Source organism: Myxococcales bacterium, assembly GCA_012517325.1.
Classification (GTDB): domain Bacteria; phylum Lernaellota; class Lernaellaia; order Lernaellales; family Lernaellaceae; genus JAAYVF01.
Map to the genome: position 1 here is coordinate 19,750 of JAAYVF010000060.1, position 21,853 is coordinate 41,602.

A 21,853-nucleotide genomic window follows, 5' to 3' on the forward strand; every position below is an offset into this window, starting at 1 on the left:
ATGGGTGTCACATGGACAAGCTATCGGCCGAGTTGCTTGATCTCATCGTCGAATCGGTTCATGCCATCGGCGGCACCATCATCAACATCAAACGCTACCCGCCGGGCTCGACGATCGTGAAGGTCGCCCTGGAGCGCGGGATGGAAGTCTTCGCTCTGATCTTCAAGGAAATCGATTCCTTTACCCTGAGCGAAAGCGAGCGGCAACTGCTGGTCAACGACCAGCGACTGTCGGAAAAATCCCAGGCCCTCGCCTATGTCGCCAAGTTCGTGCACTCGATGATCGAGCGCAATATCCGGAGCATGACGTTTCAGCGCGGGCTGCAGGCGAGCGAATTGCAGCAGTTCATCGAATTGCTCGGCAGCACCCCCGAGGAACTCAAAAAGCTGGGCAACCTGGCGGAATTGCTCAAAGCCAAGAACGTCGAAAACATCACCCTCGACGAAAAGGTGTTCGTCGCCCTACGCAAGGATCAGGTCGTCGCGGAGATCGCGGCGCTCGAAGGAATGATGGACCGGGGCAGCGTTTCACCCGAGTCTTTTCAGGACGGCACGTTCGTCAAGTACCTGCTGGGCAAGGTGCAACACGGCGAGTTCGACCTCACGAAGGAGCGGCTCGCCAGCCTGAAAAAGCAGATCAACTTCGACGAGGTGAAAGACAAGAACGTCGTCGACTACCTGAAGTTCGGCCCGGCGCTCGCCGACGCGCTCGAAAAAATCGGCGAGGAGGAAGCGCGCGACGAGGTGCAGGCCACCTATGCCGAACGGCCGGCGACGGCCGGCGGCGTCGCCTTCAACCTCAGCCCCGACCTGCAACAGGCCGTCGAATCCGAGGAACGCGTCGTGCGCGCCGACGCGCTGGATGCCGCCCGCGAGGAGCGGGCCGAAAAGCTGACGAAAACCTTCGAGGAAATCAGCCACGTCATTCTCTCGTTCAAGCAGCCGGAAATCCGCAGCAAGCTGACCGGCGACCTGCTGAAAATCATCGCCAACTTCAAGATCCACACTCTCTCGCGGATCATGGCGACCTCGCTGGCCGACGAGGCGCCGGCGGACGCCAACCTTAAAAACCAGATTCTCACCACCCTGTCGATCCGCAAAAAATCGGCGATCATCGATTTCTTCCTGCAGAAATACAATTCGCTGGTCGAAGGCCTCTCGCCCCGCGATTTCGAAACCAGTCCCGAGTACCTGGCGCAATCGGAACATACGCTGAAACTGATCCTCGATCACATCCGGCAGCACCAGCCGTCGCCGGAACTGGAAGAAAAAGCGAGCCGCGCCATCAGCATGGCCCGCAACATCATCAAGGAAGCGCCCGACCCGGAAAAGCTGCTCATCCTGAAAGTCCGCCGGCTGCTGGCGAAGGAACCTTCGTACCTGCTGGACGACAAGGTGCAGGTCTTTTTGCCCGATCTCATCGTCCGATTGATCGATTTCAAGCGCCCCGACGTGGCGAAAAAACTGCTCGAACGCCTGTTTCAGAATTTCAACAGCGAATCGCCCGAGGTCCGCATTAAAATCGCCGGGACCATCGTCCGCATCAGCCAGACGCTGCTGGACATGAAAAACGTCACGCTCCATTCCACCCTCTACGCCTTCCTGCTGCGCGGCTTCCGCCAGGAGAAAGAAACGAAAGTCTATGCGGCCTATCTCGCCACCCTGGTGATCGATCTGAACCGCCTGATCGACGAAGGCCAGATGAACGTCGTGATCCAGATCTTCAAGAACCTGGAGACGCTGAAAAAGAGCGAGTCGGATCCCGCCAAGGAAAAATTCCTGAGTATGGCCCAGGATAAAATTTTGGCGCACGAAGGCATGATGGAACACCTCATCGAAAAATTCGCCGGCGCCGACGAAGTGCAGTCCGATCACGCCCTGCAGGTTCTGCTGGTGGTCGATCCGCAGCGGATCGCGCCGCTGATGCTGACCCTGATGAAAGATTCCGAGGAAATGCGCATCCGGAAGAAGACCTTCTCGGTGCTCAACCGCATGGCCGAATCGGCGGCGCCGCTGGTGCGCGATTTCCTCAACGCGCCCAATCTGCCTTGGTATTTCGTGCGCAACCTGATCATGCTGGTCGGCGACCTGCAGGACACCTACGCCGAAAGCGTCGTGGCGCGCCATCTGAAGGACGAGAACGTCCAGGTCCGCAAGGCCTGCTACGCGACCCTGATGAAATTGGGCACGCCCAGCGCCAACGAAGCCCTGGCGCAAGCCCTGCCCGACATGGACGCGGCCGCGCAGCGCTCGCTGTTCATGCACTTCGCGTTGACGCGATCCGCCGCCGGCTTGGAATTCATGCTGGCGAAAACGGAACCCGACATGATCAACAAGGACGAGGCCTACGCGGCCGATCTGATCGCGGCGCTCGGCAAAATACCCGACCCGCGCGTCCTGCCGGCGCTGAAAAAAATCCTCAAACCGGGCGGCTTCTCGGGCCTGTTCAAAGCCAAGCAAAACGACCGGATCACCCTGGCCGTCATTCGCGCCCTCGGCGAGATCGGCGGCGACGAGGCCAAAGCCTTGATCGGCAAGCACGTGCGCGACGGCAACGCGGATATCGCCCGGGCGGCGCAACTGGCCATGCAAAAAATGGGCTGAGGCGTATTCGCGGATTACGACAAAAAGGGTTGTAGTGCGGCCAGCGTGCGTGCGGTCGCACCCTGGTGCTTTTGAACCGTCAGCCGGGCGGTTTCCCCCCGGGCGAACCGCCGGGAATCATCGGCCAGCCACTCGTGAAATACCGCCGCCAATTCCGCGCCGTCCTTCACCTGCCGCAGCACGCCGGCCTGCCGCAACGCTTCCACTTCCTGGCGAAAATTGGGCGTCAGCGGACCGACCGCCACGGGCACGCCGAGCGCCGCCGGCTCGAGCACGTTGTGGCCGCCCGCCGGCGCGAACGAACCGCCGACGAACGCCGCCTCGCCCAGACCGTAAGCCCAGGACAACTCACCGAAGACGTCGATCAGCAACACGTCCGCCGCGGCGACGTTCTCCGGCCGGGCTTGCGACCGGCGAACGACGCGGCAACCCGCCGCTTCCAGGTCGCGCGCCGCTTCGTCGCACCGCTTCAAATGCCGCGGCGCGACGATCAGCGCCAGGTTCGGCCAGGTCGGGCGCAACCGCCGCAACGTTTCCGCCAACCGGCTCTCTTCGCCGGCGTGGGTTGACCCGGCGACCAGCAGCCGCCGGCCCGCGCCGAAGCCTCGATAAAGCGCGCGAACGTCCTCGTCCGGCGCGCCGGCCGTTTCCACGTCGAATTTCAAGCTGCCCGAAACACCGGCCCGTTCCGGCGCGGCGCCCAACGCCACGAACCGCGAAACGAATTCCTCGTTCTGCGCCAGCACGAGGTTCAGCCGCGCCAGCGACGGCGTCAGCAGGCCGCGCAGAAGTCGATACGATTTGAAACTCCGATCGGAAAGCCGCCCGTTGACCACGGCCACCGGAATGTCGCGGCGCCGGGCCGACCGAATGAACCAGGGCCACATTTCGGTCTCGAACAAAATCACCAGACGCGGCTGTTGGCGGCGCAGCCAGCCGGCGACCACCGGCGCAATGTCGAGCGGCGCCAGGCAAACCGTCGCCGACTCGCCGAACAATTCCCGCGCCCGCGCCAGGCCACTGGGCGTGAAAACGGTGACCGTCACCGGGGCCGCGCCGGCCGCCAGCAGGGCACGGATCAAATGCTGGGCGGTGTTCACCTCGCCAACCGAGGCGCACCAGACGACGATCGGCCGCGCCGCAGTGCGCGGCGCCCAACCGAAGCGCGCCGCCACGCCCGGCCGCCAATCGGGCTTGAGCAGGCAGCCGACCAGCACGACCAGCCCGGCGACCGGCAGCAGAACTATTCCCAAAACGGCGTACAACGACAAAATCAACCGGCAGCCCCTACTTGCCTCGCGCCTCGCGTTTTTTGGCGCGCCAGATGTGGTGCGTCACGGCGTCTTCCATGTACTCGACTTCCGGCCCCGCCATGTGGAAGCCCTTGGCCCAGATCAAATGATAGGTCGCGATGCCCTTCTTGCCGCGGCGGCGACCGTAGGATCCCAGATCGACGATCTCGGAAAAATGCCGCTTGTACTTGCCGGGCATAAAACCCTCGTCGACGAACAGCACATCCTTGCCGACGAGTTTTTCATAATCCTGCCACAGCGAAAACTGGCTGCCGCGATGGGCGAAATCGGCCATGTAAAAATCCGGCCGGTCGGGCAGATGATAGAGCAGTTCGGCGGCCGTCTGGTAATTGCGCGCCGCCAGCGGGATCTCGGGGCGGCCGATCGACACGCGCGTCTGCGCGACGAAGCGGGTCAGGCCGCGCCAATCGTAAAACTGATCGGTGATATCCGGCTTCAGCGGCAGCGCGCCGGTAAAGACCTGCGCGTAAAACAACAGCGTCGTCAGCAGCGCCAGGCCGACACCGGCGCCGAGGCACCAACGCGCGGCGCGCGGCCGCCGCTCGCGCCACCGGAAGGCCAGATCCACGCCCAGCGGCACCAGCAGCAGCCAGGCGATCGCCGGCCAATTGGCCTGGATCTTGGCGCGCAGGGAATTGACGAGAAAATAGGCCAGTATCGTCAACGCCGGCGCGACCAGCAGCAGGCGCGCGGCTGTTTCCGGCCCCCGCCGCCGGAGGACCGCCCAGGCCGCCGCCAGCGCCAGGACCGCCAGCACCGGGGTCACGACGCCCAACTGGCCGCCGAGAAAATCCAGCAGCGAAACCAGGCGCTGCCAGTCGACGACGTCCGGGTCGAACGACAACCGGCGCACCGCGTAGTAAGCCACCCAGCGATGGTTCGCGTTCCAGGTCAAAACCGGCAAAAACAGCACGAGGCCGAGCATCGCGCCGAGGTAGGGTTGCCAGGCGCGCAGATGCCGCCGCCCGGTCGGATGCAGCAGCGTCGCCAGCGCCAACCCGACGAAGAGGATCGCCGCGCTGAACTTGGCGTACAGGGCCAGCGCCGCCAGCCCGCCGAACGGCAGCCAAAGTTTCGGCCGGTCTTCCAACAGCGTTTGCAACCAGACGTCGACGGCCCAGACCGCGAAAACCAGCAGCAGGCTGTCGTGCAGAATCAGCGTCGCGCCGGCCGAGAAGAGCGGCACGACTTGCAGGACTAGCACGCTCCAGAAAGCCGTCCGCTCCGGCAGGACGCGCCGCAGCAGCCGGTACAGCAGCAGTGACACGAGCAGCGAACAGCCGACCGCCAGGGCGCGCAGGCTGGCCAGGCCGCTGCCGAAGAGCAAGCCCCACAGATAATGCGCCCAGGCGATACCGCCCGGCTGGTCCCAATAACAGGCCGCCGGCCGGAGGCTCCAGGCCCAATAATATGCCTCGTCGGGAATCAGGTCCGCGCCCAGGCCGGCCGCCCAGCGTAGGGCCGACAGCCCGGTCAGCAAGATCGCCAGCAGGAGAAACGGGCGTCGCACGGTCGTCTATTCCTGGAATTGCAGGTTGTACAGGCGGGCGTATTCGCCGCCCAGCGCCAGCAATTCCTCGTGGCTGCCGTCTTCCACGAGTTGCCCGGCCTTGAGCACGACGATCCGGTCGGCGCGTCTAATGGTCGACAGGCGGTGCGCGATCACGATGGTCGTGCGGCCCTCCATCAGGTTTTCCAGCGCGCGTTGCACCTCGCGCTCGGATTCCGAATCGAGGCTGCTGGTGGCTTCGTCGAGGATGAGGATCGGCGCGTTTTTATACAGGGCGCGGGCGATGGCCAGCCGCTGCCGCTGGCCGCCGGACAGCCGCACGCCCAGCTCGCCGATCGAGGTGTCGTAGCCCCGCGGGAACGACAAAATGAACTCGTGGGCGTAGGCCATCTTCGCCGCCGCGACCACCCGCTCCAGGTCCGCCTCGCTCTGCCCGTAGGCGATGTTGTTGCGGATGCTGTCGTCGAACAGGAAGGTGTCCTGGGTCACCATGGCGATCCGCTGGCGCAGGCTGGACATGGTGAAGCGCCGGATGTCGGTGCCGTCGACCGTGACCCGCCCCTGGTTCGGGTCGTAAAACCGCGGGAAGAAGTTGATCAGCGTGGTCTTGCCCGAGCCGCTGCCGCCGACGATCGCCACCGTCTGGCCGACCTTCACTTCCAGGTCGACGCCGCAAAGCACCTCGTCGTTCTTCTCGCCCGGATACCGGAAATGCACGCTTTCGAGGGCCAGCTTTTCGCGGATCGGCGGCATCTCGATCGCGTCGGGCTCGTCGACGATGGTCGACATGGTATCGAGCACCTGGAAGACGCGGTCGGACGCGCCGAGCGCGCCCTGGAAATCGTTGTACATGCGGCTGGTACGCTTCATCGGCTCGTACATCATGCCCATCGAGGCGACGAAGCTGAAAAATTCGCCGCTCGAAATCGTGCCGTTGACCACCTGCATGCCGCCGTAAAAAATGACGGCCGCCGCCGCCAGACTGCCGAGTGCTTCCATCGCCGGGGCGCTGATTTCGTCGAAGACGACCCGTTTGACGTTGGTTTCGTACAGCCGCTGGTTTTCGCGCCGGAAGCGCATCGTCTCGTAGGCTTCCATCGCGAACGCCTTGATGACGCGGATGCCGGAAAAGTTTTCCTTCAGGATCGAATTCAGCACGCCCATGCGCTCCTGGCCGCGCCGGGTGTATTTGCGGACCTTACCGCCGAAGCGCGCCACGGGATAGGCGCTGACCGCGAAAATGACGATGACGATCAAGGCCATCTGCCACCACATGTAAATGGCGACGCCGGCGAGAAAGGCGATCTGCAAGGGCTCGCGGAAGAGGTTGGTCAGCGCGGGGACGGCGCGTTCCATGATCGTCACGTCGTTGGTGATCCGGCTCATCATCACGCCGGTGTTGGTGTCGGTGTAGTAATCGACCGAAAGCGCCTGGTAGTGCTCGTAGAGCAGGTTGCGGATTTCGCGGATCACCCGCTGGCCGACGATGCGCAGAATGTAATTCTGCAGAAACCGGAAAATGCCCTTGAACACGAAAATGGCGATCACCGCGAGGGGAATCAGCGCCAGGTAGATTCGCGCCGCGTCCTTGTCGGGGTTGGCAAAAATCTTGTTCATCGTCGGCTCGACCAGGTAGGTGGTCGCGCCGCCGGAACTGCCGACGATCAGCGCGCAGACGAACGCGATCGCGATCAGTTTCCAGTAGGGCTTGAAATAGATCAGCAAGCGCCGGAACTGTTGCCAGCCCTCGCCCTTCCAGAATTTGATCCGCACTTTATTCGCCATGAACCGTCTTTCCCGTCGGCCGTTCGGCCGCCATCGACAACGCCAGCTCGGCGACCCGTGTGCTGACCTCGCCCGGCGCCAGGAGCCGCCGCAATTCGCCGCACGCCTGCCGGACGGCTTCGCGTTCCGGCCCCTCCCGCAACGCCAGCACCGACTCGACGATGATTTCCGGTCGACACTCGTCCTGGATCAGTTCGCGGAACGCCGTTCGACCGAGAATGATATTCGCCAGACCGATTTTGTCCACCTGCACCACCCGCCGGGCGATCGCGTAATTGAGCGGGTGCCCGCGATAGACGATCACGTGCGGCAACCCGGCCAGCGCGGCTTCCAGCGTCGCGGTGCCGCTGGTGATGACGCCCAGATCGGCCCCGGCCAGCAGATCGTTGAAATCGCCGCGCGTGTAAGTGATTTCCACGCCGGCCGCCGCGAAAATCCCGCGCACCCAGCCTTCGTCCACCGTCGGCGCCAGCGGCACGGCGAATTGCAGCCGCGGCTCGCGTGCCGCCAACAGCCGCGCCGTCTCGGCCAACACCGGCGCCAGGTACTTGATTTCGTTTTTCCGGCTGCCGGGCGCCAGCACCGCCACGGGACGGTCGAGCGCCAGGCCGAACGCCTGCCGGGCTTCCTCGCGGGAAGCGTATTGCGGTCGGTTGATCTCCAGCAGCGGGTGGCCGAAATAGCTTACCGGCACGTGCCGCCGCTCGTAGAGGTCCTTTTCGAACGGTAGGGCCGGCACCAGGTGATCGATCCGATCGGCGATCGTCGCGATCCGCCCGGTGCGCCAGGCCCAAACCTGCGGGCTGATGTAGTACAGCACCGGAATGCCCCGGCCCTTCGCTTGATTGGCCAGCGCCAGGTTGAAGTCGGGCAGATCCAGGCAGACGAGCAGATCCGGCCGGTCGGCGTCCATCACCCGGAGCAACCCGAGGTAGATGCGTCGCAGGGCGAACAGGCCGGTCAGCACGCCGGTGAACCCGACGATCGCGATTTCCTCGGCCTTGCCGATCGGTCGCAGGCCCGCCGCGATCGTCCGCTCGCCGCCGACGCCGACGAACCGCGCCCCGGGCCGCAGCCGCCGCACCGCCGCGATCAGGTTCGCGGCATAGGCGTCGGCGCTGGCCTCGCCCGCCACCAGCATCACCAACGGCTGACCGGGAGGCGAGACGGACGGACGCCGCCGGGCGGGCCGGCGCAGGCCCAGGCCGGTATACGGCCGCCACCAGGCCAGCAACACCACCGAGTTCACCGCGCCGATCGCCCCGCCGACGAGCACGTCGAGCGGAAAATGCACGCCGACGTAAATCCGGCTCAGGCCCACCAGCGCCGCCGGGACAAGCAGCAGCCAGGACCACCAGCGGCGATACACGTAGATGAGCGCGGCGGCCGCGCCGAAGGCGGCGGCGGCATGGCCGCTCGGATATGACCGCCAGCCGTATTTCGGGCCGACGATGTGCAATTCGGCAAACCGGCCGGCGATCACCCGCGGATCGAGCGGCTGGAGCGGGATCGTCCAGCGCGGCAGCCAACCGAGCACCTGCGTCTTCACTGCCTCGGCCTCGATCGCGCCGAGGCCCGGGTCGTGCAGCGGGCGCGGCCGGGCGACCCACGATTTGATCAGGTGCACGAACCAGTTGCCCAGCAGCATGACGGCGGCGATGACGAGAAAATTTTTCGGAAAATTCTTGCGGTCGAAGAGATAGAGGCCCGCCAAACCCAGCAAGGTGATCAGCCAGCCCTGGCCCAGGTTCGTGAACAGGCCGAAAAACAAATCGAGGGGTGGCCGCGACCACCCCTCGTTGATGGAACAGAATAGGTAACGATCCAGACCGGCTAAATTTTCCAGCACGTCACCAAACCAGTTTCCATTCGAAGTAGACCTGCGCGGCGTCGTGGGCGTCCGGGCGGAAATATTCGCCCGTCATGAACAGGTGGCCGCCGTAAATGGAAAAGACGACATTGTTGCTGAACAGGTAATCGACGCGCGCGTCCATTTCCCAGCCGATTTCCGCGTCGTCCGTTTCCGGGTTCGGCCGCGCGGCGCGAAGATAGCCCCAACTCACGTAATAGTGGTGGTTGTCCTGGAAGCCCAGATCGGCGCCGAGATTGGCGAAAATCGTGTTTTCCAGGCCGCCCGTGCCCCAGTTGTCGCGCAGGTGGCCGGGGACGCCGGCGCCCGGCGCCAGATGCTCGTACACCGAGAAGTAGCCGCGCTGGATGTATTCGTCCATGTATTCGTCGCGGATGCCGAAATCGTTGTCCGGCGCGAAAAAGCCCTCGTAGTCGACGGTTTTCGGATCGTCGCCCGAGCCGTAGCCCAGCGAAAGCGCGACGGTGTCCTTGTCATCGATTTTATAATCGGTCTTCAAAAACGCCGCGTTGCCCTTGAAATTGATGTCTTCCACGTCAGGCACGTCGTCGTTGGCGATGATCCGCCCGAACTGCTGATCGATTTCGGCGTTGACGGTCACCGGGCCGAACCGGCCGACGTAGTTCGCGCCGACATCCCACTGCTGGCTGTCCTGGCTCGTGTACTTTTCCTGGGTGAAGGCCGGCAATTTGAACAAGGGGCTGTCGGGATCGGGGCGGTTGGGATACCGCGTGACTTTCCAGTCGTTGGCCCAACCGAAAACCGACAGGAAGTGGTCGTCGGTCATCCGGCTGTTGATCCAGCCGAAGAAGGTGTCCTCGTCGTCGTTGGTGCGCATGCTCATTTCATAATTTTCGCCCTCGTACTGGCGCACCGCGCCCGCTCCGAATTCCAGCCATTTCGGGCCGAAATAGGTGTACGCGCCGTCGTGCTCGTTGCCCATGATCAGGCGGTTGCCGAGGTTGACCGGCATGTGGCCGAAAACGAGGTACATCGGAATCGGGTCGAGGTTGATCCGCGTGTAGAGTTCGCGGAAAAACAGATCGACCTGGTCGAACTTCTGCTGATGGCGGGCGGTATAACCCAGCACCGGCGCGTGCGAACCCCAAACGATGTCGCCGAGTTGCAGCATGATGATCAAATCGGCGGTCGAACCGAAGTTGAACACGGTCCGCATCTGGAAGCGCTGGTCCCACCAGCCGTAATCGTTCGCCAAGGTCGATTTCGGGTTGTAGGCATAGACCCGCTCGCCGGCGAAATTCGTGTAACCGTTCAGCGTGTTGGCCTCGACCAGCGCGCGGCTGCGGAACTCGCCGTGGCAGGTGACGTACCAGCCGTTGGGCAGCGCGAAGCCCTCGCGGTCCTTTTCCCAGTCGAGCTTGCCGATCCGCGCCGGCTTGGGATTGGGGTTGTCGAGGCGCTTTTCGAGTTCCTGGATCTGCTTTTCCAGTTCGGCGATTTTGGCCGCCAGTTGCGGATCGCCCGGCACGGCCGGCGGCACGGGCGGCGGCACCGGCGTCGCCGCCGGCGGATTGTCGCCGCCTTCCTGCCCCTGGCTGCCGCCGCTGTCCTCGGCCCAGGCCGGAAGGGTAAAGCCGATCGCCACCATCAATACGATTAGCCACCAACCGTAGCGCATCATCGTCTCCCGCCGCTTATCGCCGGCGCGTCACGCCGACGATCGAAATGTTCAAGCGCGCGGCTTCCGCGCGGCAGATTTCCTGGTCCAGCCACAAGGTCCAGCCGGCTTCCAGCGCCAGGCAGGACGCGCCGGCTTTGCCCATCTGGCGCAGTGTCGCCGGTCCGACGGCCGGCACGTCGAACCGCGTATCCTGCCGGCTACGCGCGGCTTTGCAGATCACCTGCCCCTTGCCCGCCAATCGCGCGGCCCGCCGGATGCAGGCGTCGGTATGCTCGAACGCCTCGACGGCGACCACCACGCCCTGCTTGACCGCGACGGTCTGGCCGATGTCGTAATCGGCCACCACCGAGGCGACCGAAAATCCCAGCGCGATATCCGCCGCGATCCGCTCGCTCGGCACGGGCCCGGCGAGGTGCCCTTCCGGCGCAAGCAGCGACGAGAGCACGTCGGTCTGCCGGGCCACGTGCATGTCGTGGCTTTCGAAAATGTCCGCGACCGCGGCGAAAATCGACGAATCCTGGCGGCCGGCCATCGTGGCCAGCACTTCCAGGGCCAGGGCGTCGAATTCGATCTCGGCGAAGTTCAGCTTTTTTTCGACCTTGCCGACCACCAGCACCTCGGCGACGCCGTGTTGCCGGTAGAAATCGACGATCGCGCCGACCTTGCCCAGGCTCAGCGTCGTGCCGGCGGCGCAATGCCGTAACAGGCCTTTCTGGCCGGTTTCGGCCAGTTGCAGGCCGACGACGGGCCGGCCGGCGGCCGCGACGGCTTGCGCGGCCAGAATGGGCAGCCGGCCGCCGCCGGCGAGCAACCCGAGGGGCGCCGGTTGTTTCATGCTAACGGCCCCGCAGAATCTGCAAAACCTGCAACGACATGTTGAGGCTGCGCAGTTCGTTTTCGACGCTCACCAGCCGTTCGCCGTTGCCCTGCACGTTGTCGAGAAAATGCATGATCTCGAACTTGAGCGGGTTGCCCTTGTGCACGTAAACGCGCTCCAGGATGCTTTCCTGGCGGTACTTCAAGTGACTGGGCGTCATCTGGTAGCTGCTGGACGCGCGGCGGTGGATCTGGATGTCCTGGTTCGCGTAGTCGAGCATGATGAAGGCGTCTTTCTGGTGCACGGTCAGCGTCCGGGTTTTTTCCTCGGTGACGCGACTGGCCAGCAGGGTCGCCAGGGTGCCGGATTCGAACTCGAGTTGCAGCGTGACCAGATCCTCGTAATCGCTGCACACCTTGCGGCCGAACACCTGGATGTCGCGGACCGGCTTGTCGACCAGATTCAGCACGATGTCGATGTCGTGGATCATCAGGTCCATCACCACGCCGACCTCGACGCTGCGGCCCGTCCACGGCCCGATCCGGCGGCTTTCGACCAGATACGGATCGAAGACGATCTTTTTCAGTTCCTGCACCGCGCCGTTGAAACGCTCGACGTGACCGATGTGCAACACCAGGTTGCGCCGGGCGGCGATGGCGAACAATTCCTCGGCCTGTTTAAGGTCGGGGCACATCGGCTTTTCCAGCAGCACGTGAATGTCGTGTTCGAGGAAATCCTTGGTCACCGCGTAGTGCAGTTCGGTCGGCACGGCGATCGAGACGACGTCGACCTTGCCGAACAATTCGCGGTAGTCCGTGAAGGCTTGCAATTCGAACGGCGCCGCGGCCTGCTCGGCTTTGGCGGGGTCGTTGTCGCACACGCCGACGATTTCCACCTGATGCAATTCGCTGTAGGCGCCGACATGGTAACGGCCCATGTGGCCCACGCCGACGATGCCGGCGCGGATTTGCTTGACGTGATTCAATTCTCTTTCCTCCTGGCGATGCCGCGCTTGCTGCCGGCGACGAATTCGAGCACGTGTTCGACCTCGGGCAGCGACGGCACCTCGGCGCGGATTTTCTCCAGCGCGTTGGGCAGACTCAGCTTGAGCAGAAACAGAATGCGATAGACTTCGTGCAGCGCCTCGCGGGCTTCCGCGCTAACGCCGTTGCGTTGCATGCCGATGACGTTCAGGCCCCGCGGCCGCGCCGGAATGCCCTGGACGATGGCGTAGGGCACGATGTCCTGTCCGGCCAGCGCGCCGCCGCCGAGCATCGCCATCGTGCCGATGCGCACGCCCTGGTGCGCGCCGGAAAACGCGGCGAGCAGGGCGCGGTCCTCGACGGTGCAGTGACCCGCCAGGCCGGCGTAGTTGGTCATGATGACCCGGTTGCCGACGTGGCAGTCGTGGCCGACGTGGGTGTAGGCCATGAAATAGTTGTGGTCGCCGATGACCGTGGTCAGCGACGGGTTGCTGGCCCGGTGCAGGGTGACGTACTCGCCGATCCAGTTGCCGTTGCCGACGCGCAGCTCGGTCTTGGCGCCCCGGTAATCGAGATGCTGCGGATCGCCGCCCAGGATCGCGCCGGGCAGCAGGTTGTTGTCGGCGCCGAGGGTCGTCCAGCGGCGCACCATGGCCCGCGTCTGCAGGACCGTGCGCGGACCGATGACCGTTTCGCCTTCGACGATACAGAAGGGGCCGATTTCAACGTCTTCCCCCAAATCGGCGCTGGGGTCCACGATTGCGGTGGGATGAATGCGAATCACGGGTTACTGCTCACTTTCCAGCGCGGCAACGCGCTCCTTCAATCGCTGCAATTCACGCAAGGCCTCGGGAAGCCGGCCCAGCGCGACCATTTCGCGTTTCCAAGCCATGTGATGTTTGGCGGGAATGCCGCCGACCATGGCGTCGGCGGGCAAATCCCGCATCACCCCCGCGTTGGCCCCGACCACGCTGCCGCGGCCGATGCGGATGTGGGGGATGACGGCGGCGCGCGCCGCCAGGATGACGTCGTCGCCGACGACCACCGACCCGGCGAGGCCCGTCTGCGAGACGACCAGGCACCGCCGGCCGATCAGGCAGTTGTGGGCGATCTGCACCAGGTTGTCGATCTTGGTGCCGGCGCCGATCACCGTGCGGCCGAAAGTGGCGCGATCGATGCAACTGTTGGCGCCGATCTCGACGTCGTCCTCGATCACGACAAGGCCCTTCTGCGGCACCTTGACCTGCACGTCGCCCTGCCGGAAATAGCCGAAGCCGTCCGCGCCGATCGACACGTTGTGATGGCAGATCACCCGGTCGCCCAGCCGGCAGCGTTCGCCGATCCGCGTTCCCGGATGCAAGCGGCAACCGCCGCCGACGCTAGCGCCGGGGCCGATGTAAACCTGCGGCATCACCACGGTGCGCGGCCCGATTTCCGCCCCCGGACCGACGTAGGCGAACGCGCCGACCGTCGCCTCGGGCGAAACCCGCGCCGTCGGATCGACCAGGGCCAGCGGCGAGACGCCCGGCGCCTCGGCCGTTTCCGGCGTCAGGGCCAGGGCCGTTTGCACGGCGGCGAGGCGCGGATCGGCCACCACGATTTGCGTCACGGGTTGATCGGGGAAATAGGCCGCGGTCAGCACGACCGCCGGGTTTTTACCGGCCAGCCGCGCCCAATACTTGGGGTCGTCGACAAACGTCGCTTCATCGTCGCGAACGTCGTCCGCCTGGGCGATGCCGCGAATCTCGCGATCGGTTTCGCCATGCACCCGACCGCCGACCAGTTTCGCCAAATCCAGCAGCTTCAAGGGTTTCTCCCGTATACGGCGGGCGCGGCGCGCCCCACCGCGTTCGGGTCGGCGACGCCGCCGGCCGCGGCCGGACCGCCGTCACCCGGTCTACTGGTTCATCTGCCGAATGATCTGGTCGGTCAGATCGACCGAGGACGCGCCGTACAACACGACCGATCCTTCCGTCATGACGTCTTCGACCTTGAGCAACACCAGATCGTAGCCATTGGCCACGGCGAGTTTCGACGAAATATCCTTCACCTGGGCGATCACCTTTTTGAACAACTCCAGCTTCGCCGATTCCAGGTCGTAGCCGGCCTTTTGCTGCAACTGGTAGTATTCGCCCATCTTGGTCTGCAGTTCCTCGTACTTCGCCTTTTTGGCGGCCTCGGAAAGGGCGGCCTCGCTCTTTTGGAGCTGATCGCGCAGCGTAATGACCTCGAGTTCCTTTTTCTTCACCTCGATTTTCAATTCGTCGGTGCGGGCGGCGATCTGCTTGCTGATTTCCTTGCCCATCTTGGTCAGATCGAGCACTTTTTGCAGATCGACGAAACCGACCTTACCGGCGAAGGCCGGCGCCGCGGCCAACACGACCGCCAGACAAATGACCGCTACCGTTATCCTGCGCATGAGGACCACTCCTCTCTAGAAGAAGGTGCCGATACCAAATTCGAAGACCTGATTTTCCTCGCCCTTGCGATGGTACAGGGGGAAGCCCCACTCGAAGCGCAACGGACCGATCGGACTGATCCAACGCACGCCGAAACCCCAACTTTGTCGCAAGAGGGTGAAATCATACCATTGTTCTTCGATAAACGCATTGCCGGCATCGTAGAACAGCACGCCCTTGATGCCGAGTTGTTTGACGATCGGGATGAGCAGTTCGACGTTGCCCTGCATGTACTTGTTGCCGCCGATGACGCTTTCCACGTCCTGGGTGGTGCTGGCCGGATCCTCGTAGTTCCGCGGGATCGTGCTGAACTCGCGGGGACCGAGGGAGCGCGAATAGAAACCGCGCACGCTGTTGAGGCCGCCCAGGAAGTACCGCTCGGTGATCGGCAGGCGACCCGGATCCAGGTTGTCGGCGTAGCCGACCTCGCCGTTGAGCATCAGGGAAATGCCCCAATAAATCGGGATGTAACGCCGGGCGAGGCCGGTGTATTTGATGAAATTCAGGTCGCCGCCGAAGGATTCGCTGGCCCACTCCGCCGAGGCCGAAAGGCGCGAGCCGTCGGTCGGGTCGAACGGATGGTTGACCGTGTCGCGCATCAGGGTCCACCGCAGGCTGCTGGTGGTTTTCCGGCCTTCCTGCAAAACGAGGAACAGCGACGCGTTGTTGGCGACGTTGGAAATTTCGACGTTGGAGTAGTTGTAGGCCAGGTGGGCCTGGATGTCGAGGTATAGCGGCCGGCCGAAGCTGATCGTGCCCGCCTGGTCGCGGCGCAGGAAGGAAAAGAAGTCGCGCTCGGTGTTGGTCAGGGTCAGGCCGAAGATCCAGCGCGTGTCGAACAGGTACGGCTCCTGGAACTGCAAAACGATGTTCTTCCGATAGCTGCCCAACTCGCCCTGCAACTGGAATTTCCAGCCGTAGCCGAACAGGTTGTTGTGGCTGACCTGCGCCGTGCCGACGAAGTTCTCCAGGCTCGAGAAGCCGACGCCGACGATGAACTGGCCCTGCATCTTCTCCTTGACCTCGAGGACCACGATCACCTGTTCCTCGCTGGAGCCCTTGTGCCATTTGATCGCCACTTCGTCGAAATAGCCCTTGCGCATCAGGTATTCCTTCGACTGGCGAATGCCCGGGCCGGAAAACAGGTCGCCTTCCTTGATCAGCAATTCGCGCCGCACGACCTTGTCGCGCGTCCGGTCGTTGCCGGAAATCTCGATGCGCTCGATGTAGGCCAGCTTGCCCTTGTTGACGTTGAACTTGATCTTCACCCGGCGGGTGTCCTGGTTGGGATCGACCACCGGCTCGATCTCGGCGAACGCGTAGCCGACGTCGGTATAGCGGTTCTTGAGCGCGTCCAGCGAGGCGTCGAATTTATCGCGGGCGAAGACGTCGCCCTGCTTGACGGTGACCAGCTTCATCAGCTCGTCTTTCGGGAACAGCAGGTCGCCGCCGATGTCGACGCTTTCGACGTAGAATTGCGGACCTTCCTTGACCGAGACCGACACGTACATCCAGCGTTTGTCGGCCGAAAGCGTCACCACCGGCCGGCCGATCTGGGCGAAATAGCCGTGGTTGGCGTAAAAGCGCCGCAGCAGTTCGAGGTCCTGGGCGAACATCGTTTCACGATAGACGCCCTTGCTGGTCATGAAGCTCATCACGTGGCCGGCTTTGGTCTGGATCGCGCCGCGCAGCTCTTCCTCGGTGAAGGCCTGGTTGCCGACGAAATCGATGCGCTTCAGGTAGATCTTGCGGTATTCGGTGACGCGGATGATCACCTTGACCCGGTTGTTCGGCAGCGGCTCGATTTCGTAATTGATATCGACCATGAAGAAGCCCTCGGCCTCGTAGAGCTGCCGGATCTTCTCTATGTTTTCCTTGATTTTGGCGATCGAGAGGATCGTGTTGGGCTTGAGGTCGGTGACTTCCTCGATCTTGTCTTTTTTGATCTTGTCGTTGCCCTCGTAGACGAATTCCTTGACGGCCGGCTTTTCCTCGACGACGAAAACGACGGTCTTGCCGCCGGGGGCGTCTTCCAGTTCGACGCGCACGTCGGAGAAATAGCCGAGCGCGAAGACGGCCCGCAGGTCGGCGTCGAGGCGGTCGAGTTCCAGCGCGTCGCCCTGGCGGGTGGCGATGACGGCGGTGACGGCGTCGTCCTCGATGCGCTTGGTGCCGTCGATGCGGACGCCGGCGACGAGGGTTTCCGCCGCGGCCGTCGCCGCGAAACCGGCCAGCCAAAGAAGAATCAGGCCCAGCAGCACGCCGCGCTTCATTCCGGGTTCTCCAACCGGCCGTTCGCCAGACGGCGCAACCGCGGCAGGCGAGCCGCCAACCGCTCGTTATGCGTGACGACGATGAAGGTCGTACCCCGCTGTTTGTTCACCTCGAACATCAGATCCCAGATCTTTTCGCCGGTCGCCGTGTCCAGGTTGCCGGTCGGTTCGTCGGCCAGGATCAGGCGCGGCCGCATGACCAGCGAACGGGCGAATGCCACGCGCTGCTGCTCGCCGCCGGACAATTCGCCCGGCTTGTGGTGCAGCCGCTCGGCCAGGCCCACGTCCGTCAGGATCTGCCGGGCGCGTTCGCCGGCTTCCCGGCGCGAGAGCCCCGCGATCATCGCCGGCATCATCGCGTTTTCGAGGGTGTCGAATTCCGGGATCAGGCCGTGAAACTGAAACACGAACCCGACCTCGCGATTCCGGAATTCGGCCAGGGCCGGATCGGACGGCGCCGGGTGAAACACCGGCTTGCCGTCGAACCAGACCTCGCCGCCCGAGGGGCGTTCCAGCGCGCCCAGGATATACAGCAGCGTCGATTTGCCCGCGCCCGAATCGCCCACGATGCCGACCATTTCGCCGGCCTCGACCGTCAATTCGAGATCCTGGAGCACCGGCAGGGGCGCGCCGACCTCGTAATAGGTTTTGGCCAGCGCTTTGACATCGAGCAAGGGCATTTGGTTACTCGTACCGCAATGTTTTGACCGGGTCCAGCTTGCTGGCGATGCGCGCCGGAATCACCGTTGCGACGAAATTCAGCGCCAGCGACGACGCGAAGATCAACGCGAAGTCCGCCACTTTAAACGTCATCGGCAGCGTGTCAATGAAATAGACGCGCGGGTCGAGCGCCACCAAATGGTAGCGCATCTGCAACAGGCAGATGCCGATGCCTAGCCCCGCGCCGATCAGGCTGCCCAGCACGCCGATGAACATCCCCTGCACCATGAACAGGCGCCGGATCTGCCCCGCCGACGCGCCCATCGCCCGCAGCATCGCGATGCTCTTCTGCTTGTCCATCACCATCATGTACAGCACCGAAAAGATGTTCAGCGAGGCGACGAAGATGATCAGGCACAGAATGATGAACATCACCAGTTTTTCCAGCTTGAGCGCCGAAAACAGGTTGCTGTTCATCGTTTTCCAATCCTTGGTGAAGAACGGCCAGCCCAGCAGCGCGTGCAGCCTGGCGCCCACCGCGTCAGCCTGCCAGATATCTTTCAGCCGCAGTTCGATGCCGCTGACCGTGTTTTCCGAACTGAAGAACTGTTGCGCGACGCCCAGGTCGATGTAGGCGAACTTCGCGTCGAACTCGTAGAGCCCGCTCTGAAACTCGCCGACCACGACGAACTTTTTCGTCTTGGGCGCCACGCCGAACGGCCCCACGTCGCCGATCGGATTGACGATCGTCAGTTCCTCGCCGGGGAAAACCCGCAGGGTGACCATCAGGTCGTGGCCCAGGATGATGCCCGGATATTTTACCGGTTCGCCGCCGCCCTCGAGCGGCGGTTGCAACGGCGCCTGTTCGCCGCGCAGCAACTCCAGCTTGCCCTGCTTGATGCTGCTGACGATGCTGGTGACGCCGGCGGCGGTCGCCGGATCGATGCCGCGCAGGATCATGCCGCTGGCGTTTTCGGCCGTTGCGGCCATGACCTCGCCGTAAACGAACGGCGTCGCGGCCTCGATACCCTCGACGCCCCGGATTTTATCGACCAGTGGCTCCCAATCCTCGATGCGCCCGTTGTGCGACAAGACCAGCATGTGGCTGAGCGTGCCCAGAATCTTGTTGGTCATGTCCTCCTGAAAGCCGGTGATGACCGACAGCACGACGATCAACGTGGCGACGCCGACGGCCACGCCGGTCAGGGCGATCAGGCTGATGATGGACAACAGCATCTGCCGCCGTTTCGGGCGCATGAAGCGCAGACCGACGAACCGGGCGAAACGCATGGGACTAGGACTGTTCCTTTCTGAGCAGCGGGAACAGGATCACGTCGCGGATGCTGGGCTGATTGGCGAGGAGCATCACCAGGCGATCGATCCCGATGCCCTCGCCCGCCGCGGGCGGCATGCCGTATTCCAAGGCGCGAATGTAATCCGCGTCGTACTCGTGTGCTTCTTCATCGCCGGCCTGCCGCGATTCGAGCTGCTTGAGGAAGCGGCCCCGCTGATCTTCCGGATCGGCCAACTCGTTGAAGGCATTGGCGATCTCGCGGCCGTAGATGAACAATTCGAACCGGTCCACCACGTCCGGGTTCGCGTCGTTGCGCCGGGCCAGCGGACTGACCTCGGTGGGATACTGGTAAATGAAGGTCGGCTGAATCAGCCGCGGTTCGACCTTGGCCTCGAAAATGTCGGTCAGCAGCCGGCCCACGCCCGCTTCGCCGACCAGCGGAATCTCGTGCTTTTCGCAGAAACTCGCCAACCGCTCGCGCTGCGAAAGATCCTCCGCCTTCAGGTCGGTGTGCATCAACACCGAATCGGCCATGCGCAGGCGCGCCCAGGGCCGGGCGAAACTGATCGTCGCGTCCTGGTAGGTGAATTCCTGTTTTTGAAACAGGCTGTCGGCCAGGAAGCAGAACAGCTCCTCGGTCAGATCCATCAACCGTTCGTATTGCGCGTAGGCCCAGTAAAACTCCAGCATCGTGAATTCGGGATTGTGCTTGATGCTGATGCCTTCGTTGCGGAAATTGCGGTTGATTTCAAACACCCGTTCGAAACCGCCGACCAGCAGACGCTTCAGGTACAGTTCCGGCGCGATGCGCAGATACAGGTCCATTTCCAGGGCGTTGTGGTGCGTGATGAAAGGCCGGGCCAGCGCGCCGCCGGCCAGGGCCTGCATCATCGGCGTCTCCACCTCGATGAAATCGAGCTCGGTGAAGAACACGCGGATTAAGCGAATGATTTCGCTCCGGGTGCGAAAAACGTCCATGACTTCCGGATTGGCGATCAAATCGGCGTAACGCTGCCGGTAGCGTGTTTCCTGGTCGGTCAACCCGTGCCATTTTTCCGGCAGCGGGCGCACGTTTTTCGAAAGCAGGTTCAGATCGTAGGCCGCCAGCGTGAATTCGCCGGTCCGCGTTTTGGCGGGTTGTCCGGTGAAGGCGAAAATGTCGCCGACATCGCTGAACTTTTTGAAAAACGCATGTTTATCCGGACCGACGAGCTTTTTAATGAGCAGAACCTGGATCTTGCCGGCGCGGTCGAAAACGTCGGCGAACACGGCGTTGCCGAAGTCGCGCACCGCCTTGATCCGGCCGGCGATCGTTACCCGGTCCGGGCAGGTTTCCAGTTCCTCGGCCGATTTCTCGCCGTAAAGTTCGCGCAATTGCGCCGTCGTGTGGGTGACCGACACCGACAACGGGTATGGATTGACCCCGGTTTCGCGGAGCGCCTGGATCTTTTCCTTGCGCTGTTCGATTAGTCGATTGGTATCCTCGGACATCGTTCTTCTTAACCTCTTAAAAATCCAGTTACCCTAGTGACAACCGGGGTAACCTGTCAAGCGATCACTTTTTTTGTGAAAGCAGGTAAGCCTCGATAAATCGGTCCAGATCGCCGTCCAAAACCGCGTCGACATTGCCCATTTCCACGTCGGTGCGCAGGTCCTTGACCAACCGGTAGGGCTGCAAGACGTACGACCGGATCTGACTGCCCCAGGCGATCTCCCGTTTCTGGGCGTTGATCGCCTGTTTTTCCTCTTCCTTTTCCTGCAATTTTCGCTGATACAACCGCGCCTTGAGCACCTTCATGGCGGTCGCTTTGTTGCGGTGCTGGCTGCGCTCGTTCTGGCACTGCACGACGATGCCGGTCGGCAAGTGGGTCAGCCGCACGGCGCTGCTGGTCTTGTTGACATGCTGTCCGCCGGCGCCGCCCGCGCGGTAAGTGTCGATTCTCAAATCGTTTTCATCGACCTCGACCTCGATGGTCTCCTCGATGTCGGGGTAAACGAAGACACTGGCGAACGAGGTGTGCCGCCGGGCGTTGGCGTCGAACGGGCTGATCCGCACCAACCGATGGATGCCGTTTTCGGCTTTCAGCAGACCGTAGGCGTTCCGGCCGTGGATTTCGACCGTGGCGCTCTTGATCCCCGCTTCCTCGCCCGGCAGTTCGTCGATGCTCTCGGTCTGGAACTCGTGCCGCTCCGCCCAGCGTAGGTACATGCGCAGGAGCATCGAGGCCCAGTCGGCGGCTTCGGTGCCGCCGGCGCCGGAGTGGATTTCCAGGATCGCGTCGGCGGAGTCGGCCTCCTCGGAAAAGAGCATTTGCAGCTCCTTTTCCCGCAGGTCGGTCTCGGCTTTGACGATTTTATCCGGGATTTCCGCGGCTAGTTCGGGATCCTGGCTTTCCCGCGCGAGTTCAAAAGTGACCTCGAGTTCCTCGATTTCGGCGACGAGCGCGTTCCACTCGTCGATTTCCTTTTGAATATCGCTTTTTTCCTTGAGCAGGGCCTTGGCTTTGTCGCTGTTGGTCCAGAGGTCTTCGGCGGCGGTCAGCTTTTCCAGTTCGGCGAGCCGCGCTTGCTTGGGTTCGAGATCAAAGATACCTCCGAAGTTCGTCCAATTTCTTTCGGATGGCTTCGGCTCGACTTTCAAATT

At 63.1% G+C, this 21,853-nt stretch carries 16 protein-coding genes; 1 reads left to right on the top strand and 15 read right to left on the bottom strand.

Annotated features, from left to right (window positions below):
* The first annotated feature begins 11 nt into the window (after positions 1 to 11).
* Positions 12 to 2,603 carry a HEAT repeat domain-containing protein gene (locus tag GX444_10580; protein ID NLH49035.1) on the top strand — a complete coding sequence of 864 codons (2,592 nt, stop codon included), beginning with the start codon at positions 12 to 14 and terminating at the stop codon, positions 2,601 to 2,603.
* Positions 2,604 to 2,617: 14 nt separating this feature from the next.
* On the opposite strand, the gene GX444_10585 is transcribed toward GX444_10580, so the two are convergent.
* The 15 genes from GX444_10585 to GX444_10655 form a co-directional block, all read right to left on the bottom strand.
* Positions 2,618 to 3,880 carry a 3-deoxy-D-manno-octulosonic acid transferase gene (locus GX444_10585; protein ID NLH49036.1) on the bottom strand — a complete coding sequence of 421 codons (1,263 nt, stop codon included), beginning with the start codon at positions 3,878 to 3,880 and terminating at the stop codon, positions 2,618 to 2,620.
* Between the two features lie 10 nt (positions 3,881 to 3,890).
* Positions 3,891 to 5,426 carry a glycosyltransferase family 39 protein gene (locus tag GX444_10590; GenBank protein NLH49037.1) on the bottom strand — a complete coding sequence of 512 codons (1,536 nt, stop codon included), beginning with the start codon at positions 5,424 to 5,426 and terminating at the stop codon, positions 3,891 to 3,893.
* A gap of 6 nt (positions 5,427 to 5,432) precedes the next feature.
* Entirely contained in the window at positions 5,433 to 7,211 is a 1,779-nt protein-coding gene (locus GX444_10595) for an ABC transporter ATP-binding protein (GenBank protein ID NLH49038.1), read from the bottom strand.
* Positions 7,201 to 9,060, bottom strand: a complete 1,860-nt coding sequence (gene lpxB / locus GX444_10600; GenBank protein NLH49039.1) for a lipid-A-disaccharide synthase — start codon at positions 9,058 to 9,060, stop codon at positions 7,201 to 7,203. The genes GX444_10595 and lpxB overlap by 11 nt, the downstream gene beginning before the upstream one ends.
* Before the next feature lies 1 nt (position 9,061).
* Positions 9,062 to 10,720, bottom strand: a complete 1,659-nt coding sequence (locus GX444_10605) for a hypothetical protein (protein ID NLH49040.1) — start codon at positions 10,718 to 10,720, stop codon at positions 9,062 to 9,064.
* Positions 10,721 to 10,736: 16 nt separating this feature from the next.
* Positions 10,737 to 11,558, bottom strand: a complete 822-nt coding sequence (locus GX444_10610) for an LpxI family protein (protein ID NLH49041.1) — start codon at positions 11,556 to 11,558, stop codon at positions 10,737 to 10,739.
* A gap of 1 nt (position 11,559) precedes the next feature.
* Entirely contained in the window at positions 11,560 to 12,477 is a 918-nt protein-coding gene (locus tag GX444_10615; protein ID NLH49042.1) for a Gfo/Idh/MocA family oxidoreductase, read from the bottom strand.
* A gap of 44 nt (positions 12,478 to 12,521) precedes the next feature.
* Complete coding sequence (gene lpxA / locus GX444_10620; protein NLH49043.1) at positions 12,522 to 13,307, bottom strand: acyl-ACP--UDP-N-acetylglucosamine O-acyltransferase; 786 nt, start codon at positions 13,305 to 13,307, stop codon at positions 12,522 to 12,524.
* A gap of 3 nt (positions 13,308 to 13,310) precedes the next feature.
* The gene (gene lpxD, locus GX444_10625) at positions 13,311 to 14,330 is read right to left on the bottom strand and encodes a UDP-3-O-(3-hydroxymyristoyl)glucosamine N-acyltransferase (protein ID NLH49044.1); all 1,020 of its coding nucleotides are present in this window, start codon (positions 14,328 to 14,330) and stop codon (positions 13,311 to 13,313) included.
* Between the two features lie 90 nt (positions 14,331 to 14,420).
* Entirely contained in the window at positions 14,421 to 14,942 is a 522-nt protein-coding gene (locus tag GX444_10630) for an OmpH family outer membrane protein (GenBank protein NLH49045.1), read from the bottom strand.
* A gap of 15 nt (positions 14,943 to 14,957) precedes the next feature.
* The gene (gene bamA / locus GX444_10635; protein NLH49046.1) at positions 14,958 to 17,255 is read right to left on the bottom strand and encodes an outer membrane protein assembly factor BamA; all 2,298 of its coding nucleotides are present in this window, start codon (positions 17,253 to 17,255) and stop codon (positions 14,958 to 14,960) included.
* Entirely contained in the window at positions 17,252 to 17,935 is a 684-nt protein-coding gene (locus GX444_10640; protein NLH49047.1) for an ABC transporter ATP-binding protein, read from the bottom strand. Before GX444_10640 ends, bamA begins: the two co-directional genes overlap by 4 nt.
* A 4-nt stretch (positions 17,936 to 17,939) precedes the next feature.
* Positions 17,940 to 19,205 carry an FtsX-like permease family protein gene (locus tag GX444_10645; protein ID NLH49048.1) on the bottom strand — a complete coding sequence of 422 codons (1,266 nt, stop codon included), beginning with the start codon at positions 19,203 to 19,205 and terminating at the stop codon, positions 17,940 to 17,942.
* Positions 19,206 to 19,209: 4 nt separating this feature from the next.
* The gene (lysS, locus tag GX444_10650; GenBank protein NLH49049.1) at positions 19,210 to 20,700 is read right to left on the bottom strand and encodes a lysine--tRNA ligase; all 1,491 of its coding nucleotides are present in this window, start codon (positions 20,698 to 20,700) and stop codon (positions 19,210 to 19,212) included.
* 64 nt (positions 20,701 to 20,764) lie between these two features.
* Positions 20,765 to 21,850, bottom strand: a complete 1,086-nt coding sequence (locus tag GX444_10655; protein ID NLH49050.1) for a peptide chain release factor 2 — start codon at positions 21,848 to 21,850, stop codon at positions 20,765 to 20,767.
* Between the last annotated feature and the right edge of the window lie 3 nt (positions 21,851 to 21,853).

Coding starts and splice junctions, on each gene's coding strand:
- GX444_10580 (NLH49035.1), top strand. CDS start 12: ATGGACAAGCTATCGGCCGAGTTGCTTGATCTCATCGTCGAATCGGTT.
- GX444_10595 (NLH49038.1), bottom strand. CDS start 7,211: ATGGCGAATAAAGTGCGGATCAAATTCTGGAAGGGCGAGGGCTGGCAA.
- GX444_10605 (NLH49040.1), bottom strand. CDS start 10,720: ATGCGCTACGGTTGGTGGCTAATCGTATTGATGGTGGCGATCGGCTTT.
- GX444_10610 (NLH49041.1), bottom strand. CDS start 11,558: ATGAAACAACCGGCGCCCCTCGGGTTGCTCGCCGGCGGCGGCCGGCTG.
- GX444_10615 (NLH49042.1), bottom strand. CDS start 12,477: ATGGGCCGTTACCATGTCGGCGCCTACAGCGAATTGCATCAGGTGGAA.
- GX444_10630 (NLH49045.1), bottom strand. CDS start 14,942: ATGCGCAGGATAACGGTAGCGGTCATTTGTCTGGCGGTCGTGTTGGCC.
- bamA (NLH49046.1), bottom strand. CDS start 17,255: ATGAAGCGCGGCGTGCTGCTGGGCCTGATTCTTCTTTGGCTGGCCGGT.
- GX444_10640 (NLH49047.1), bottom strand. CDS start 17,935: ATGCCCTTGCTCGATGTCAAAGCGCTGGCCAAAACCTATTACGAGGTC.
- GX444_10645 (NLH49048.1), bottom strand. CDS start 19,205: ATGCGTTTCGCCCGGTTCGTCGGTCTGCGCTTCATGCGCCCGAAACGG.
- lysS (NLH49049.1), bottom strand. CDS start 20,700: ATGTCCGAGGATACCAATCGACTAATCGAACAGCGCAAGGAAAAGATC.